This is a genomic window from Bacteroidota bacterium (genome assembly GCA_016721765.1).
Classification (GTDB): Bacteria; Bacteroidota; Bacteroidia; order UBA4408; family UBA4408; genus UBA4408.
The window spans coordinates 1,926,721-1,945,442 of sequence record JADKHO010000001.1; the positions used below are offsets into that span (position 1 = coordinate 1,926,721).

Sequence of the window (18,722 nt, forward strand, 5' to 3'; positions counted from 1 at the left end):
TTTATCAACTAATCTCATTAACTGAAATGGCATCTTTTCAAATATTCAACCGATGCAGCTCTTTTAATACCAGCTGAATACATAGTTAAGCAGTTCAGCCAGTAAGTTGTATCATATCGCATGTTTGTGAATGTTGCTTATTGAGTTGAGAACTTAGTTAGACTAAATTTTTTAGTTGCTTGATAGAATAATTACTCCACAAATTCCCAAGCCGACTGATAACCTTCTACACTTTCTGCATAATCAATAAATGCTTTGTAAAAGGGGTGATTCGCAAGGGTAGCGCTATCGCCAATAACCACCAATTTTTCGCGCGCGCGAGTAAGTGCAACATTCATTCTGCGGATGTCTGATAAGAATCCAATTTCTTTGTTGTCATTACTCCTTACCAAGCTTATATAAATTACAGTGCGCTCTTGCCCTTGAAAGCCATCAATTGTTTTTACCACAATTTTTGCCGGAGCATTCTTAATTTCTTCATCGCCATCTATTAACTCCGCAAGGTATTGCACTTGTTCTTTATAAGGCGAAATAATTCCAACTGAAAGGTTCTTTGTGTTTTTATTATTTTGCGAATACTGCGCGATTAAAAGTTTTAAATGTTTCAGTAAAAGCACCGCTTCTTCCGGATTGCAAATGCTTAAACTTTCGGGATTAACAATTTCCGCATACGCACAACCGGCAGTATCAATAAAGGAAAGCGCTTTTGTTAACGTAAAATCAGCAGGATCCACACTTAATACTTTTTCTTTCACCCGTGTATCCGCTATAAGATTTCCACCGTAAAATTGCTGGTTCGAAAAATTCATTATGTGCTCATGCATGCGGTACTGCGTAGTGAGCATTACCGACACATTTTCAATATTCATGCAACGTTCAAAAAGAGTTTCTTTTAATCCTCCCGCTTCAGCTTTTTTTGATTTTACAGTTGGAGGTAACTGAAAATGATCGCCTGCAAAAATCACTCTGTTGCTTCTGCTTATCGGAATCCAACTCATGGGTTCGAGTGCTTGTGCTGCTTCATCAATAAACACAGTTGTAAATTGTTTGTCGCGCATCATTCGGTTGGATGAAACAACCGGTGTGCAGGCAATTACTTGTGCAGTATTGAATTGTTCTTGGGTGATATAATCTTCCAGCACACGCGCTTCTCCAATTATTTTTCGTGCTTCTTGGTATAACAATTGGCGCTGTTCTCTTTCTTCCCGGCCAAAGGTGCGTTTGTATTTGCTTGCCATTCTAAAATATTCTTCGGCTGTTTTGCGGTAGTTTTTTAAATCTTTATAAGATGCATGTGCGGCTACTTTTGCATCCAGTGTATTCATCAAAACTTCCTCCGAAATACGCGCAGGATTACCTAATCGAAGTACACTTATTTTTTCGCGATGTAATTTTTCCGTCATCAAATCTACGGCAGTATTGCTGGGACTGCATACCAAAACTTGCTTTTCTGTTTTTAGCACTTCACAAATTGCTTGTACTAATGTGGTGGTTTTACCCGTTCCTGGAGGGCCATGTATAAGTGCAATATCTTTAGCAGCGATGATTTTTTTTACAGCTTCATTTTGCGAATCATTTAATCCGTCGCATTTCAATGTAGCATCGATTTTTTCAAATGAAGGAGTTTGTAATCCAAACATTACATCGCGCAAAGTGGCAAGACGATTCTTAGTTGCATGAATCACTTTTTCAAGCGCAATGTCCATTTCTTTGTACCCTGTTTCATCAAAAAGGAGATTAATGCCCAGCTTCCCATCGTCGCACCAATCGGGCAATTCATCAATGCTTAATGAAATTCTAAGTTTATTTGGTCCCAGCACTTTTAGAGTGCCGTTTATAGGTGTTGCATCCGGATTTGCATTCGAAAATAGCGCAATTGTTTTTCCACCCGAAAATTGATGAGGTGCATTATGATTCGTGGTACGTTCAACATCTATGCTAATATATTCTCCTACTCCAATTTCCGTATTTGTTATGGAAATAGGATACCAAGTTACACCAGTTTGCTTTCGATGGTTGATGTTGTTCCGTGCAAAATGGGCTTTGTATTGCTCATAATCTTCTTCACGTTCAATTTTTAAAAGTTGTCGTAGTTCGGATAGTCTTTCCAAGCGTTGATTTTTTTTGTTTCAGCAAACTTAGGAAAGATAACTCAATCAACTCTTTCGTTGAAGTAGCAAACTTCCTTTTCTTAGTTTATTTATCTATTTTAACTCCATAAAATGGATAAACATGATTCAAAATAAAACCTACCTCAATAATGCAACGGCTTTACGAGGAATTGCAGCCTTGCTGGTTGTAGTTTTTCATGGTAACGAAATAATTGCTCCGTTTATCGGAACAGAAACAACTTTTTGGTTTCGCAAATTATATTTAATGGTGGATTTGTTTTTTATTCTTAGCGGATTTATAATGTGCTATGTATATGAATCATTTTTTCTGGATTCCAATCAAGCCAACAAAATAGGTGTCTTTTTAAAAGCAAGGTTTGCACGCATTTACCCCTTGCATTTTATTACATTGATGGTTTGTGTTGGATGTGTAGGTATAACTTATTTAATAGGCAAGGGCGAGTATCTTGGTGTTGTTGATAAAGCCATTAATGATTTTAGTGCCTTGCCTACCCAATTGCTTTTGCTCAATTCGGCTCACTTGGATACTGTTTTTAAATGGAATATTCCGAGTTGGAGCATCAGTGCAGAATGGATTGCCTATTTAATTTTTCCATTTTTGGTAAAACCGTTTTCAAAGTTTAGCCTTCCTCAAACATTCATAACAATATTTTGTATCACATTGCTGTATGCAGGATTAGTGTTTTGGATTTCGCCTCATAAATTTATTTTATTTCCGTTTTTAACTGCAGGTCGAGATTTGGATTTAACCTATGATTGGGGATTTCTACGGGGTATCTTGGGATTTACACTTGGTATGTGTGTGTATCGATTGTATGTGGCAAATTTTCTAAAAAGTAAAGTTGGTTCTGATGTTTTTCTGTTGATAATTGTGGCGATGTATTCTATTTATTCGCACTTTAATTTTTCCGATGTTCTTGCACCACATTTTTTTGCACTAATTGTTTTAAGCACTGTATATGGGAGCAAAAGCATGAATCGCTTTTACATGAATCCAATTTTACAAAAGCTAGGCGATTGGTCATTTTCAATTTATATGTGGCATATCGTTTTATTTTCTGTTGTTATGTCCATAAAAGTTTGGCTTATGAATGCCCCGCCTGTTGACGGACCGCCAGAACCTCCAAACTATTTTGGGCTTACATCAACCGGAGGAATCTTATTCATTTATTTTGTCTCAACAATTTCAATAGGAGCGCTTTCTTTTAGGTATATCGAAAAGCCTTGTCGCATTTGGATTAATGGTCTTGGCAAAAAAATATAAATTTTTTTCGAAACACTATTTCATTCAATTCTTACTTATTGTGGTTAAGAGAAGGTGCTAAATTGAATTGCCTTACCGGAGTAATTTTTGCAAAGAGATTAATTCTATATTTTATCCTTTTGTGTAAAGCGGTTTAATAGTAAAATGCCTGAAATGGCAAGTAAAAGATGTATGCTAGGTGCAGCATTTAGGAATATGAAGCAAATAAACCAAAGAATAAAAAGCAGAAATACAATAATGATGTGAAAGTGATTCATGAAACATCGTCAACAATTGGAATGCAATATTCTTAATCATTGCTAAATATTGATTTATACAAACGCAATAAAAGTTTATATGATTTCCATTTCTGAATTTCTAATTTTAAGAAAGCAATAAGCTTTAGGCCGGAAGAAAAATGTGAAACGTAGCACCATCTTGTTCCTTTCCTTCTGCTAGGATATAGCCCTTGTGGTTTTCAATTATTTTTTTGCAAATGGAAAGCCCAATTCCGGTACCGGGATAATCTGCAACAGTATGCAAGCGACTAAATAATATAAAAATGCTTTCGGCGTATTGCGCATCAAAACCGATTCCATTGTCTATAAAAGTTAACTTATGAAATTTAAGGTGGGGATCAATGTTAACATGAGGTATTACTAGCTGCTGCTCAAGTTGATATTTCACAGTAATTTGGGGCGCAGTTCCGGGTTTACTGTATTTAAGTGAATTGCCCAAAAGATTCATGAACAATTGCTGAATTTGAAATGGAATCACACTCAGCACTGGTAATTTTTCGGCATGAATATGGGCATTTTTTTCTTCAATAGATTGAATCAATTCTTGCTTGGCATTTTCAAGCAAGTCATTTAAATCTGAATTTTCAAATACCTTTTCAATTCTGTTGGTGCGCGAAAACAATAACAAATCGTCAATTAGTAAACGCATGCGTTCAGCCGAAAGTTGAATTCGGGTAAAGTATTCCTTTGCCTTACCCGAAAACCCGAATGATTCATTATCGGCAATGCGCGAAATAAACGTCTGAATTTTGCGCAAAGGTTCTTGCATATCGTGACTCGCAATATGATTAAAAGAGGCGAGCTCTTTATTGCTTTGTTCCAGTTCTCGATTACGCTCTTCTAAAGCAATACTATTTAAATATTCTTCTGTGATGTCGCTATTAATCCCAATAAAAATTCTTTTTCCGCTAACGTCAGTGAGCATTTTACCTAAGGATTTAAAGTACCTAAGTTTTCCATCTTTTCGAATGATTCGGTAAAAAGTAGTTGGATAGTGTCCTTGATGCATTAATGCTTTTCCGGCAGCCACTAACAAGTGTGTATCGCTTGGATGCACAAATTGTAAAAATTCATTTATTCCCGGTCGAAAGGATTGCGGTTCACAGCAAAGTAAATGATATTGACTGTCGGAATAGGTAAATTCATTGCTGTCTAAATCCCATCTCCAACTGCTAAAATCTCCAATCTCTTCGGCATGTTTAAACGATTCGGTTGTAATCAGTAATTCGAGGTTCGATTTTTTTAATACTTCAATATCTTTATTGATTTTGTAAAATGAAAAAATAAATACAAGCAGCGAAAAGAACAGTAAAAGCAAAGTGATAAGTGGGGTAAAAGATATTTCATGTTCGTATTTTTTTTGTTGTTCTTTCAGATTCAAATTATCCAAACTAATCATTCGGCTTGCATTGGAACGAATAATGTCCATTTGTTTTTTACTCAGCAGCATGTTTTTTATGAGCTCATCCTTAGTGAGCTTGTTTTGGGAAACATTGGCAATCGTTTTTTCTAAAAGCAGAAAACGGGTTTCTATCAAAAGTGCCAACGAGATTAAATTGGATTGCTGATGTGCATTTGCTGCTGTTAGTACCTTTAGTTTTTTTAACGAGGCTTTTACTTTTAAATTTGAATTTTTGTAAGGCATCAAAAAGCTGGAGTCTCGCGTTATGATATACCCTTTTTGATAGGATTCAGCATCAATTAAATTCGAAACCAATTGTTCTAACTGAACTTGCACTTTGTAAGTATGCAAGACCAAGTCAGATGATTCAGATACGGTAATGGAGTTCTTGTAGGATATACCTGAAATAAAAATGAGAATAACCAAGGACGCAACAAATATTCCCTTGACTAAAAAATTGCTAGTAAAAAATGATTTGTAATCCATTTTTAAACAAGTTGCGTTTGGCTTTTTAAAGCTGTAACAAAAAATTATCTCGGTTTAATCCCGATGTTTGGTACTGCCAATTAATGCTGATAACCTGACCCAGCACCTTTTTTAAAGTATTAAAATTACTTGGCTTTTTGAGATACACATTGGCCCCTTGAACAAATGTTTCTTCAATGTCTTCTTCTGAAGCAGAGGTAGAGTAAATCACCACTGCAATCTCTTTTAAACGTGCAATTTGTTTAATTTCCTTTAGGCAATCAATTCCGTTTTTTTTTGGCATGTTTAAGTCTAAGAAAAGCACATGTGGTATTGGATTTTCAGTATGGTTCAAATATTCCATCAATGCAACTCCATCGTTCACACAATTTACTTCAGTTTTAATTTTGATATCCAGAAATGCTTCTTTAAAAAAGAAAACATCGTCCTCATCGTCATCAGCTAATAAAATTTTAATTGGGTGTTGGTTCATTATCGATTTATTTTTTATCGGTTATTTAAACTTATCCTAGTAAATTATCTTGTCTTTTTTTAATTATGCGTTGAAACGCAGAAGGTGTAAGCCCCGTGGAATTTTTAAATTGTGTGCTAAAATGTGCCACACTGCTGTAATTTAGTTTAAATGAAATTTCAGTAAAATTAAATTCGTTTGTTGTAATTAATTGTTTTGCACGTTCAATTTTTTGAAGAATAATAAAGTTTTCAATCGAAGTAAAAGTAAGTTCAGAGAAGAGGTTACTGATATAGCCATAGCTATGATTTAATTTATCTGCTAAATAGGCTGATATTTTTGAAACCGGTAATTTTTCCTCTTTATACACCATATCAATTATGATTTCTTTAATTTTTTGAACCAGCTGACTCTTACTGTTCTCCACAATTTCGATACCATACAAACTTAATTCAGAATTTAGATGCGCAAGTTTTTCATCCGAAACTACTTCTTCCATCTCAAGTAATCCTAAACCTAAATAGAGATGTTTTAACTGCAACCGTGTCATGTGATCCTGAATTATTTTTTTACAGGAAACATTAATATCATACTTAATGTAATATTTCATTTTAGCAGGCTTTGGTGTAAATTGGTGTAACTAAAATTCGGAAGTGTAAAAATGGATACACTTTTTTTTGGGTAGGATGTAAATATCGTAAGAATTAGATTTTTTGCAAAATGATTGCGTAAAGCAGGATTTTAAATGCTGTATTTGCTCAATAAAATAAAATACCTTTGCAGACTCAAAATCCAATATTCATGACCAAATCAATAAAAGAATTAGAACCTAAAGAATTATGGAATCATTTTGCTAACCTAAATGCTATTCCCCGCCCTTCAAAAAAAGAAGAAAAAATTATTGCTTTCATGCTTGAATTTGGATCAAAATTGGGCTTGGAAACCAGTAAAGATGAGGTAGGAAATGTAATTATTAAAAAACCTGCCAGTAAAGGGATGGAGCACAAACAAACTGTTGTACTTCAAAGCCATTTGGACATGGTACATCAAAAAAATGCGGATACAATCTTCGATTTTGCAAGCCAAGGAATCGAAATGTTTGTAGATGGGGATTGGGTAAAAGCAAAGGGAACCACCTTGGGAGCCGATAACGGAATTGGTGTGGCTACAATTATGTCCGTTCTTGCTTCAAAAGATATGGCGCATCCTGCCATTGAAGCCTTGTTTACGATTGATGAAGAAACCGGAATGACAGGAGCATTAAACCTACAAGGTGGCTTGCTAGAGGGCAGAATTTTGCTGAACCTTGATACTGAAGACGATCGTGAATTAACCATTGGATGTGCCGGTGGAGTGGATGTTACTGCAACCGGTAGTTACACGCTTGAGGCTGCTCCTCCACTTGTTTCTGCATACACAATTGCATTAAAAGGATTAACCGGTGGCCATTCCGGAATGGATATTCATTTAGGGAGAGGAAATGCGAACAAGCTCATGAACCGAGTTTTATTGGGTGCATTTCAAAAATTTGGTATACAAATTAGCAGCATCGATGGAGGAAGTTTGCGAAATGCTATCCCACGCGAATCAACAGCCAGCCTTGTTGTTCCTGAAAAGGAAGCAGCTGCTTTAGATTCATTTGTAAAGGAAATGGAAGCAGAATTGAAGGCTGAATTGAAAACCACTGATCCTAATTTTGTGTTAACCTGTGCGCCAACTGAAGGTGGAAAACGTGTGTTGCAAAAGGGTTTTCAAAGTAAATTACTCAAAAGCATTTATGCCTGTGCGAACGGTATTTACCGCATGAGTCCCGATATTGAGCATTTGGTGCAAACTTCAAATAACTTAGCAAGAGTGCTTGTAAAGGATGGTGAATATTCCATTCAATGTTTGACCAGAAGTTCGGTTGATTCTGAAAAAATGGACTTGGCCAATTCGTTAAAATCAGCATTTGAATTGATGGCTGCACGCGTTGAATTTAAAGGCTCGTACCCTGGTTGGGCGCCCGAACCCGACGCGGCTATTGTTAAAATTATGAGCAATTTATATGTTGAAATGTTTAAAGAAAATGCATTGGTTAGTGCCTGTCACGCAGGATTGGAATGCGGAATATTAAGTACGAACTACCCGGGCATGCAAATGATTTCTTTTGGCCCAAACATTACAGGTGCCCATTCACCGGATGAAAAAACACAAATCAGTTCAGTGCAAAAATATTGGGCATTCTTCTTAGCAACACTCAAAAGAATACCGGAGAAATCAAATTAATTAACGCTAATCAACAAAAAAACTATATGGCTTTACCAAACATTTTTACTACCGAAGTTTCGAATCAAATTATTCAGCGCATTAATACACTAACCCCAAAAACACAAGCGCAATGGGGTAAAATGAATGTTGCACAAATGCTGGCACATTGCAACGTTACTTACGAAATGATTTACGAATCAAAACACCCTGCCCCAAAGGGATTCTTAAAACTGATGCTAAAATTATTTGTAAAAGGCGTTGTTACTAACGAAAAGGCTTATCCCAAAAATAGCCGCACCGCACCGGCATTTTTGATAGTTGATGAGCGTGTGTTTGAAACTGAAAAAAACAGGCTTATTGAACACATAAAAAAAACACAACAGTTGGGCGAATCGTATTTCGATAACAAGGAATCACTTTCGTTTGGAAAACTGAATGTGAACGAATGGAACAATATGTTTTATAAACATTTGAATCATCACTTATCACAATTTGGTGCTTAACTGAAATCAGCTTAAGCAATACATCCTTTTTATTTTCACAAGCAGCGTCCATCTGATACACTTACTTTACAGATGGACGCTTTATTTTCCTTCCATTCTGCTAAAAAGAGATTGCACTGTTATGCAATTTAACACATTAACACTTTTAGCACCTTCTAAATTTCAATTTTCAATTCTTTTATTTCTAGATCGTTTTACTTTTTAGTGCCAATTTATTTTTAATCCTACCATGATTATCAATGGGTTGGCGGTATGATTCATATCATTTTTTTCTACGCACAATCCATGAACCTTTGAATAGGTAAAACAAGAGGAGCAGCACATCAATTGGCTACTCGCTTTGAAGTAGAATTAAATAAAATAAACTAGCCATGGATGCAATTAATACCTTACTTGAGGAGCATAAAGTGTTGCTTCAAGCAATCGAAACCAGCAAAGAAATTCAGAAGATAAAGGACAATGATCGCTACTTTACCTTAATGTATGACATGATCATTTTTTTTAGAAATTTTTCTGAAATATATCATCACCCAAAAGAAGAAGGAATTCTTTATCCCATTTTGCGTAACCGCTCGGCCAATTTAAGCACCGAATTTATGCACGAGATCTGCGACAGTCATGAAGATTTTAAAAGCATTATGGCAGAAATTGAAAACGTTTATATACTCTATGATTACAAGCAACTAAGAATCCTTGTAAGCAAGTACATGGAGTATTTGGAAGACCACATTAAAAAGGAAAACAAAATTATTTTAAGCGTGTCCAAATCATTATTGAATGAGCGTGAATTAGATATGGTAGCCACAGAGTTTGATAGATTGGATAACAGGCATGGAGATAAGGCTGAACTTATTAATAGTTTTTACAAGGTAAAATCACAATTTGAAAAATCTATAATTGAAGAACAATGAAAGGGAAAATAAAAATCATGGATGGCAATGAGGCTGCGGCTTACATTGCCTATAAAACAAGCGAAGTATGTGCCATTTATCCCATAACACCGTCTTCCGCAATGGGAGAGTATTGCGATGAGTGGTCGTCGGCCAATATCAAAAATATTTTTGGTGAAGTTCCCCGAGTAATGGAAATGCAGAGTGAAGGAGGTGCCGCCGGTGCCATTCATGGGGCATTGCAAGCCGGTGCCTTGGCCTCCACTTTCACTTGCTCACAAGGCTTGTTGTTGATGATTCCCAACATGTATAAGATTGCAGGCGAACTCACACCAACCGTTTTTCACATTGCTGCGCGAACATTGGCTACACATGCACTATCCATTTTCGGAGACCATGCGGATGTGATGTCGGTGCGTCAAACAGGTTGGGCCATGTTGTTTGGTCGAAATGCACAGGAAGCAATGGATATGGCCTTGATTGCTCAAGCTTCAACTTTAAAAAGTCTTTTGCCGTTCTTAAATGTTTTTGATGGTTTTCGCACTTCGCACGAGTTAACTAAAGTGGAAGTTATTCCGGATGATGTGATTGAAAGTATGCTCGATAAATCAGCCTTACTTGCTTTTCGTAAACGTGCTATGTCGCCCGAGCATCCTACCATTCGCGGTACTGCACAAAATCCGGATGTGTTTTTTCAAAGTCGTGAAGCTGCCAATAAATTTTACGATGCAGCTCCTGCGATAGTGACAGAAATGATGGTTAAATTCGGAGAACTCACCGGAAGAAAATACAAATTGTACGAATATTACGGGCATCCTACTCCGGATAGGATTATAATTATTATGGGTTCAGGATCCGGTGCCGTAAATGAAACAGTTAATTACTTGAATAATGAAGGTGAAAAGGTGGGATATTTATATGTTCGATTATTCCGTCCCGCAGCTATAACTGAATTGATTAAAGCAATTCCAACAAGCGTAAAAAGTATTGCCGTTTTAGATCGTTGTAAAGAACCCGGTGCCATTGGTGACCCGCTTTATATGGATATTGTAAATGCAATTGCTGAAGAATGGCAAGGCAACAATCCAAAAGTTATTGCGGGAAGATATGGACTCGCTTCAAAGGAATTTAATCCGGCAATGGTGTGCGCCATTTTTGAAGAACTTAAAAAGGAGGTCCCCAAAAAGCACTTTACTATTGGTATCGACGATGATGTTACGCATCACAGTTTGAATTATGATAAATTCTTTTCGCTCGAAAAACAACATTTATTTAGAGGTTTGTTTTATGGCTTAGGTGCCGATGGTACGGTGAGCGCAAATAAAAATTCAATTAAAATTATTGGCGACACAACTGATAATTATGTGCAAGGTTATTTTGTATACGATTCAAAAAAATCCGGCTCACTTACCGTTTCGCATTTGCGTTTTGGAAAAAATCCAATTCAATCAACTTACTTGGTTGATTCAGCAAATTTTATTGCTTGCCATCAATTTAATTTTATAAATAAATACGACATCCTGAAGCATGCTGAAAAGGGTGCAACTTTCCTGCTGAATACACCACATTCCAATGAAGAAGTTTGGAGTAAACTTCCGCATCATGTACAAGAGGAAATTCGCGAAAAAGAAATTAAGTTTTTTGTCATAAATGCTACTCGGGTGGCACGCGAAACAGGCATGGGCTCTCGTGTAAACACTATTTTGCAAACCTGCTTTTTTGCCATTTCCGGTATCCTTCCAAAAGAAGAAGCCATCCAAAAAATTAAAGCAGCTATACAAAAATCGTATGCTGCAAAAGGAGAACAAGTAATTCTTAAGAATTTTGAAGCAGTTGATAAAACAATCGAAAATTTAACACAAATCGATTACTCAAAAGATGTATTTGGAACCATAGAAATCGAAAAAAGTGTGAGCGACAATGCTCCTGAATTCGTAAAAAATGTACTTGCAAAAATTTTAACTTTTGACGGAGATGAGCTACCGGTGAGTGCCTTCCCAATAGATGGAGCGTATCCGGTTGGGACTACTCAATATGAAAAAAGAAATATTGCAGATAAGGCGCCTGTGTGGGATGCTGACTTGTGTTCACAATGTGGTAAATGCTTTTTAATTTGCCCGCATGCGGCCATTCGCTGCAAAGTGTATGATAAAGATGAATTAAAAAATTCCCCTCAAAGCTTTAAACACATTGCTCCAATTGGGAAAGAGTTTGATAAAGAGAAAGAAGCCTACACCTTACAAGTTTCTGTAGAAGATTGTACCGGTTGTAATTTATGTGTGGAATATTGTCCTATAACTAGTAAAACAGATCCAAAGCATAAGGCAATTAATATGCAAGAGCAATTGCCGCTAAAGGAAACTGAAACGAAGAATTGGGATTTCTTTCTTTCCCTTCCGGAAATAGATCGCTCACGTGTAAATAAAAATACTGTAAAGGGCACACAACTGTTGCAACCACTTTTCGAATTTTCAGGTGCCTGTTCCGGTTGTGGTGAAACGCCTTATGTGAAATTATTATCCCAATTGTATGGCGATAGAATGATTGTTGCCAATGCTACCGGCTGCTCATCTATTTATGGTGCAAATTTGCCAACTACTCCTTGGACTGAAAATAATGATGGTTTTGGGCCAGCGTGGGCAAATTCCTTATTCGAAGACAATGCAGAATTTGGATTAGGTATTAAATTAGCCTACGATAAAAAAGCAGAAATTGCTACAAACTTAATGTATAAACTTCAGGACAGTATTGGAGAGGCGCTAATTCAAGAAATTATTCACCTCGATCAAAGCAACGAAGCCGGTATTAAAAAACAACGCGATAACATTCGTGAATTGCGCAAGCGCATTGACCGTATTCCAACTTTTGAAGCGCAGCAACTTTTTATTTTAGCAGAGCACCTGGTAAAAAAATCACATTGGATTGTAGGCGGCGATGGATGGGCTTATGATATTGGATATGGCGGCTTAGACCATGTTCTTTCTACCGGCGAAAATGTGAATATTATTGTTTTGGACACTGAAGTGTATTCCAATACAGGTGGTCAAAAATCAAAATCAACACCGGTTGGAGCAAGTGCAAAATTTTCGGTTAATGGAAAAGAGAATTCTAAAAAGGATATGGCACTTCAAGCTATAGCGCACGGCTCTGCTTACGTGGCGCAAATTGCATTGGGCGCTAATGACGCACATGCAGTAAAAACGATACAAGAAGCGGAAGCCTATCCGGGAACATCACTAGTAATTGCCTACAGCCATTGCATTGCACATGGATACGATATGTCGCATGGTGCCGAACATCAAGTGAATGCCGTTAAGTCAGGCTATTGGCCCTTGTTTCGATACAATCCAATGAAAGAAAAAGGACAACGATTTACACTCGACAGTAAAGAATCAAGTCTGCCACTTAAAGATTTCTTATACAATGAAACCCGTTTTTCAAGCCTTGTTCGTCAAAATGCGGAACATGCAGCCGATTTATTGGTAAGCGCCGAAACCGGTGTAGCAAAACGCTGGGAAAGACTTTTGGCTTTGAAAGAATTATAAATATTGATGCTTGTCTATCTTGCTTAACGCTGATTCATTGCATTTAGCAAAATAGCTCCGGCTTCTTGAAGGTTTTTTCCAAAGGTTATAATGCCATCGGTATGCCCCGCCATCGCTAAAATTTTGGTAGTGCGCAAATCAGTTTCAGCAAAAAGACGAACCATTTCTTTTGCCATTTGCGGTGTGCCATATTCTACCTCACTATTGGTTGTTGGTACACTGTGCAGCAGTTTTTTCCATAAGGTAGCATCGTGAATATGGAGTATTGCATTTATGCTTTCGTCCGACTCATATATCACTGCGTGGGTAAGTGATTCCGATGAAGCGAGGATTGGCCCTTTGGCTTCCAAACTATTATTTTCTAAGTCGAACTTCACAACTGTAGTGTAGTGTTCAGCACCAAGTTTATTTAATTTTCCAGTTCCAGAACCGGAAATAATAAATTCATTTTTTATGGTGCGTAGGCTAATGTTACCATATCCAATGGCATCTTCATTTTCGCCAATAAAGTGAAGGGCGTACAATTTATCGCGCCATTCATTTAATTCTTGGATGCAATTTATTTCGAGCGGCTCAGCTTTTATCCAAGTGCTTGTGTATTTAATTACTCCCGTTTCTTTTCCCTTATTCATGCTCCGGAAATAGGGTTAAAACCGCTTGTTCATTTGCTGGGCATATTCCACGCTCTGTTATTAATCCTGAAATTAAACGTGCAGGAGTCACATCAAATCCATAGTTAGCAGCGGGACTATTTAAGGGTGTAACCAAAACGGTTTTAAGTTCACCATCACAGTATCCACTCATGTATTTTACTTCAGCAGCATTACGTTCTTCTATTTCAATTTCGTTTATTCCATCACGTATTTTCCAATCAAAAGTGCTTGAGGGCAAAGCAATATAAAATGGAATAGAATTGTCATTGGCAGCAAGTGCTTTTAGATACGTACCAATTTTATTTGCTGCATCGCCTGCTCTTGTTACTCTGTCTGCTCCAGTAATAACCAAATCTACCATTCCATGTTGCATCAAATGACCACCGGTATTATCCGCAATAACCGTATGTGGCACTCCTTGCTCTAATAATTCCCAAGCAGTTAAATTTGCACCTTGATTGCGGGGTCGTGTTTCATCTACCCAAACATGAATTTTTATTCCTCTTTTTAGTGCTTCATAAATGGGGGCAGTTGCAGAACCGTAGTCTACAAATGCCAGCCAGCCAGCATTGCAATGGGTTAAAATATTAACTACAGCTCCATTTTTTTTAGCCGATATAGCTTCAATAAGCGCCACTCCATGCTCCCCAATAGTTTTACAAAATGCAGCATCTTCATCCGCAATTTGTTCGGCTGTTTGTAGGGCACAATTTATTTTTTCCTGAATGGAATCAACATGGGCAATTTCTTTTAACTGGCGATTAACAGCCCATGCCAAATTAACGGCCGTGGGTCGTGTGGCTTTAAGTTGTATCGCACATTGCTCCAAATGTTCATGAAAATTGGATCGTTCGCTTGCTTCTAATGCTGCAATATACATTCCATAAGCGGCAGTTGCTCCAATTAGCCCGGCCCCCCGAATGTGCATATCTATAATTGCAGTTGCAACTTCATTTACTGTTGTTAGATTTTCAATTATAAATTGATGTGGAAGATAGCGTTGGTCAATAACACAAACTTGTTTCTGATTTGCTTCATTCAACCAAATGGTGCGATATGCCTTGCCCTCAACATTCATATTACAAGATATTGGAGTTATTAATTTTTATAAAAAAATGGAATAGTCAAAGAAGATTTACTGTTGATGGCTAAGTTCTAACTCTTCCAATACCACACATCGTCACGCGAGCTGCTCTCTCGTTGTTTCCAATAATTCACACTCACAAATTTACCTTCAGGTGTTTTTAATTGACGATTGTAAACTCCGTTTATCGGATTAAATGTTAAGTCGGTTACTCCAACTGTAAAAGTTTCGGGAAGTGCAGGTGTTACCTCAGGAACAGCACCCTCAACAGGAGCAGGTTTGGGTGCAGTTTTTGGCGGAGGACTTGGTACAACTACCACAGTAAAGCCATTAAATTCCATCAATTCCTTGAGGAAATTAACACGATTGGCATCGCAATTTTTTTCAACGATGGAGCATTTTACATCCCCTAAATCTTCGAAAATATAATTTCCATTTAATGCCATGGTTTGATAAGAATTAAAAAATTAAACCGTTAATGTAATCATAAATGCAACTTGCGAATCCTATAACTATAACACCCGAAATGCAAATCAGTAACCCAAATCGAGCTGAATTGCTTCCTGATAACTTTGGAATAGGCGAGGCATTGTAATCTACAAACATCGCTTTTACAACTCGCAAATAGTAATAAAGTGAAACAACCATATTTAAGGCTGCAATGCTAATCAACAAAAAATTACCATGACTAGCACCTGCTGTTACTAAAAACATTTTTCCAAAGAAACCGGCCGTTGGCGGAACTCCCGCTAATGAAAAAAGCGAAATTGCCAGTATCCAACTTAAAAAAGGATTAGTTTTATAAAAGCCTTTGTAGTCGGTTATGTTCTCCTTATCAGCATGCACCGAAACTATTGAAATAACACCAAATGCACCCAGGTTAGAAAATACATATACTAGCAAAAAATAAATGGTAGAAGTAGTTCCCATTTGATTTCCGGAAGACAATCCCAATAAAATATAGCCGGCTTGCGCAATGGAGGAAAAAGCAAGAAAGCGTTTAATATTGTCTTGCCTTATCGCAAATAAATTACCAACTGTAATGGTAAGCACGATACTCAAAAATAAAATATTGTACCACGTGTTTGGGAAATTTAAAAATAGAGGTCCCAAAACAGATATAAATACAAAAACAATAGCCGCTTTCGAAATTACCGAAAGATAGGCCGTTACAGCTACCGGTGAGCCTTCGTACACGTCTGCTGTCCACAAATGAAATGGAACAGAAGAAAGTTTAAAAGCGAAACCTACAAAAACAAAAATCAAGGAAAGCAATTGTAAATTACCCGCTGCAATAAGTGGAGGCAATTCGCTAAAAGTTAAGGTGCCTGTGCTGCCATATAAAAGCGAAATACCAAATAACATAATACAAGAAGAGAAGGCCGAGAGAAGTATCATTTTAACTGCAGCCTCCGATGATTTAATTTTTTCTAAATCAAAATTTGCCAATGCTGCAAGTGGTATGGAAGCCAATTCTAATCCAAGATAAAACATCAAAAAATTACCACTCGAAATCATAAAAAACATACCCAATAAAGTGCTTAGTAGCAAAATGAAAAATTCAGGAACGTGTTTATGTGTCTTTAACCAATCGTATGCAAACATTGAGATCAACAATGTTCCCAAATTCAAAATTGATTTCTCAAAAACCAAAAGTGAGTTGGTATGAAACATGCCACTAAAAAGAGTTCCTTCAGGAATAGGAAGTATCCCGACAACAAAATTAAGCAGCAATAAAAAATTCGCTATGTGCAAGTAGGTACTGTTCTCTTTAATTCCATCCCAAACTTTTAGAATAAGTAGAATAAAGAGGATGAGCGCTACACTCAATTCCGATTTAAGTAATATAAAAAAGTCAGTACTCATAGTTTAATTTCCTGTTGCGCTGCGTGCAATGTTCTCCATTATTAATTGTGCATCGGGCGCTATTAAATTATACAACCACAGCGGTGCAATTCCAATTGCTAAAATGCCAACGATTAATAAAACAGAAGCAAAATTTTCATTCCATGTGGCATCTTTTAATTGCTTGAAATGTTCGTTTTCGATAGGCCCCATCATCGCTTTGCCAGCCGCTCGCAAAATGTAAACCGCTGTTACTACAATGGATGCAGCAGCCAGTATGGTGGCAGTGCGGTGAAACACATCCGGTCGTTGCCAAGCACCAACAAAAACAGTCATTTCCGCAACAAATCCCGATAAGCCCGGTAAACCCAAAGAACACAATCCGGTAATCACGTAAACGGTTCCGATAAAAGGCATCACCTTTAATAATCCCCCTAACTCCGAAAGTTGACGTGTATGGGTGCGTTCGTAAATCATCCCAATGGCACCGAAGAAAAGTGCTGTCATCACACCATGCGAAACCATTTGCATCACTGCTCCAATTATCGCTGTTTTGGTAAGCATTCCAATACCCAATAAAATAAATCCACAATGACTTACAGAGGAATAGGCATTCATGTATTTTAAATCCTTTTGCATCAAGGTAGCGAAGGAACCGTAAAGTATCGCAATGGTTGCCAAAACAACAATTAACCACGAATATTCTTGCGCCGCTTCGGGCATCAAATAAGTTGCCACACGCAAAGCGCCATAGCCACCCAATTTCATAGATATCCCGGCAAGGAACATCGATGCTGCTGTTGGTGCGGAAGAGTGACCATCCGGAACCCAAGTATGAAAGGGAAATAATGCGGTGAATACTCCAAATCCAACAAATAGAAAAGGAAAAATATACAATTGCATTTGCAGTGGAATATGAAATTGAGCAATCTTAGTTAAATCCCAAGTATGGATACCATTTCCAATATCGGTATTAAAATAAGTAGCTAATAATCCAATCAAAACAAGAACAGAACCGCCCATAAGCATCAGCGCAAGCTTCATGGCACTGTATTCCTTTTTACCACTTCCCCAGATTGCAATTAAAAGAAACTTTGGAATTACGGCAACTTCAAGAAAAAAGAAGAGCGTGAACAAATCCAAGGAAATAAAAAATCCATAAGCTCCAACACTAAGCAACAAAAGCAAAAAGAAAAACTCCTTGGTCATGTTTTCCACTTTCCAGGAAATTAAAATACCCGCAACTACTACACAGGCTGTAAGTAAAATCATTATCACCGAAATCCCATCCACACCTATAAAGTACTCAATGTTTAAAGCCTTATACCAACTGTGTTTATCTTGAAATAAAAATTGTGCAATATTGCCAAGTGCTCTTTCGGATAGGTAATTCATAAAGAGCCCAACAGATAAACCCAATTGAACGAGTGATCCAATAAATGAAGTCCATTTAATTTGCGCGGAAGTTTGACAAAACAAAACTACCAGCGCAGTTAGAAAAGGAATAAGTATTAGAAGGGATAAATTTGTCATTAGTTTAATTCGCTTTCTTTTAGCTTCAATTTTTCAAGTACTATCGCTTTCGCTTGATTTGCTGCTGTTAAGCATTCTGTAACTTTATCTACCGACATGCAGTATTTTCCATCGCATGCTTCATGACTCATGCTGTTGCATTGCATGGAGGAAATACTCACTGTCGAAAATTGTTTGTCGAGTGCAATACATTGATCCAAAAGCTCGCGTGAATTTTTGCTTTCATTGGGATTAAGATTGTTGCTCATTAAGTAAGTGCGAAGTAAGGAGTTTAAGGAATGGCGGGCACTGTAACATACCGACATTGTAACCACATCTTCTTCCGGGCGATTTAATTCGTACTCGGCAATACGTAATTCGGTTAAAGCTTCTTTAAGCGAATTAAACACTTCTGTTGATACCATTT

At 37.2% G+C, this 18,722-nt stretch carries 15 protein-coding genes; 5 read left to right on the forward strand and 10 right to left on the reverse strand.

Translation table 11 applies throughout. From position 1 onward, the window contains the following. Positions 1–191: 191 nt before the first annotated feature. The gene (locus tag IPP32_07040; GenBank protein MBL0047834.1) at positions 192–2,111 is read right to left on the reverse strand and encodes an IGHMBP2 family helicase; all 1,920 of its coding nucleotides are present in this window, start codon (positions 2,109–2,111) and stop codon (positions 192–194) included. 121 nt (positions 2,112–2,232) lie between these two features. On the opposite strand from IPP32_07040, the gene IPP32_07045 reads away from it, so the two are divergent. After that, complete coding sequence (locus tag IPP32_07045) at positions 2,233–3,396, forward strand: acyltransferase (protein MBL0047835.1); 1,164 nt, start codon at positions 2,233–2,235, stop codon at positions 3,394–3,396. A 381-nt stretch (positions 3,397–3,777) separates the two neighbouring features. On the opposite strand, the gene IPP32_07050 is transcribed toward IPP32_07045, so the two are convergent. From IPP32_07050 to IPP32_07060, 3 genes are read right to left on the reverse strand one after another with little or no spacing between them, the layout of a single operon-like run. Then, positions 3,778–5,562 carry a CHASE3 domain-containing protein gene (locus tag IPP32_07050; GenBank protein MBL0047836.1) on the reverse strand — a complete coding sequence of 595 codons (1,785 nt, stop codon included), beginning with the start codon at positions 5,560–5,562 and terminating at the stop codon, positions 3,778–3,780. A 25-nt stretch (positions 5,563–5,587) separates the two neighbouring features. Continuing rightward, positions 5,588–6,034 carry a response regulator gene (locus IPP32_07055; GenBank protein MBL0047837.1) on the reverse strand — a complete coding sequence of 149 codons (447 nt, stop codon included), beginning with the start codon at positions 6,032–6,034 and terminating at the stop codon, positions 5,588–5,590. A gap of 31 nt (positions 6,035–6,065) precedes the next feature. After that, positions 6,066–6,623 (reverse strand): helix-turn-helix transcriptional regulator, encoded by a 558-nt coding sequence (locus IPP32_07060; protein MBL0047838.1) that lies wholly within the window; start codon positions 6,621–6,623, stop codon positions 6,066–6,068. A 191-nt stretch (positions 6,624–6,814) separates the two neighbouring features. On the opposite strand from IPP32_07060, the gene IPP32_07065 reads away from it, so the two are divergent. The 4 genes from IPP32_07065 to nifJ all read left to right on the forward strand — a co-directional run bounded on the left by IPP32_07065 (position 6,815) and on the right by nifJ (position 13,201). Beyond that, positions 6,815–8,281: an aminoacyl-histidine dipeptidase gene (locus IPP32_07065; protein ID MBL0047839.1), complete on the forward strand. Its 1,467-nt coding sequence runs from the start codon at positions 6,815–6,817 to the stop codon at positions 8,279–8,281. A 26-nt stretch (positions 8,282–8,307) separates the two neighbouring features. Then, positions 8,308–8,766 (forward strand): DUF1569 domain-containing protein, encoded by a 459-nt coding sequence (locus IPP32_07070; protein MBL0047840.1) that lies wholly within the window; start codon positions 8,308–8,310, stop codon positions 8,764–8,766. Between the two features lie 371 nt (positions 8,767–9,137). Further along, on the forward strand, positions 9,138–9,677 hold the full coding sequence (locus IPP32_07075) for a hemerythrin domain-containing protein (GenBank protein ID MBL0047841.1): 540 nt from the start codon (positions 9,138–9,140) through the stop codon (positions 9,675–9,677). Continuing rightward, positions 9,674–13,201, forward strand: a complete 3,528-nt coding sequence (gene nifJ, locus IPP32_07080; protein ID MBL0047842.1) for a pyruvate:ferredoxin (flavodoxin) oxidoreductase — start codon at positions 9,674–9,676, stop codon at positions 13,199–13,201. The genes IPP32_07075 and nifJ overlap by 4 nt, the downstream gene beginning before the upstream one ends. Before the next feature lie 23 nt (positions 13,202–13,224). Here the strand turns inward: nifJ and IPP32_07085 are convergent, their stop codons facing one another. From IPP32_07085 to IPP32_07110, 6 genes are all read right to left on the reverse strand, one after another. Continuing rightward, positions 13,225–13,833, reverse strand: a complete 609-nt coding sequence (locus tag IPP32_07085; GenBank protein MBL0047843.1) for a class II aldolase/adducin family protein — start codon at positions 13,831–13,833, stop codon at positions 13,225–13,227. Continuing rightward, positions 13,826–14,932 (reverse strand): S-methyl-5-thioribose-1-phosphate isomerase, encoded by a 1,107-nt coding sequence (gene mtnA / locus IPP32_07090; protein MBL0047844.1) that lies wholly within the window; start codon positions 14,930–14,932, stop codon positions 13,826–13,828. The genes IPP32_07085 and mtnA overlap by 8 nt, the downstream gene beginning before the upstream one ends. 77 nt (positions 14,933–15,009) lie before the next feature. Beyond that, positions 15,010–15,384, reverse strand: a complete 375-nt coding sequence (locus IPP32_07095; protein MBL0047845.1) for a hypothetical protein — start codon at positions 15,382–15,384, stop codon at positions 15,010–15,012. A 13-nt stretch (positions 15,385–15,397) separates the two neighbouring features. Beyond that, entirely contained in the window at positions 15,398–16,804 is a 1,407-nt protein-coding gene (locus tag IPP32_07100) for an NADH-quinone oxidoreductase subunit N (protein MBL0047846.1), read from the reverse strand. A gap of 3 nt (positions 16,805–16,807) precedes the next feature. Next, a complete protein-coding gene (locus IPP32_07105) occupies positions 16,808–18,316 on the reverse strand; it encodes an NADH-quinone oxidoreductase subunit M (GenBank protein ID MBL0047847.1) in 1,509 nt (502 codons plus the stop codon). Further along, a complete protein-coding gene (locus IPP32_07110) occupies positions 18,316–18,720 on the reverse strand; it encodes a hypothetical protein (GenBank protein ID MBL0047848.1) in 405 nt (134 codons plus the stop codon). The genes IPP32_07105 and IPP32_07110 overlap by 1 nt, the downstream gene beginning before the upstream one ends. Between the last annotated feature and the right edge of the window lie 2 nt (positions 18,721–18,722).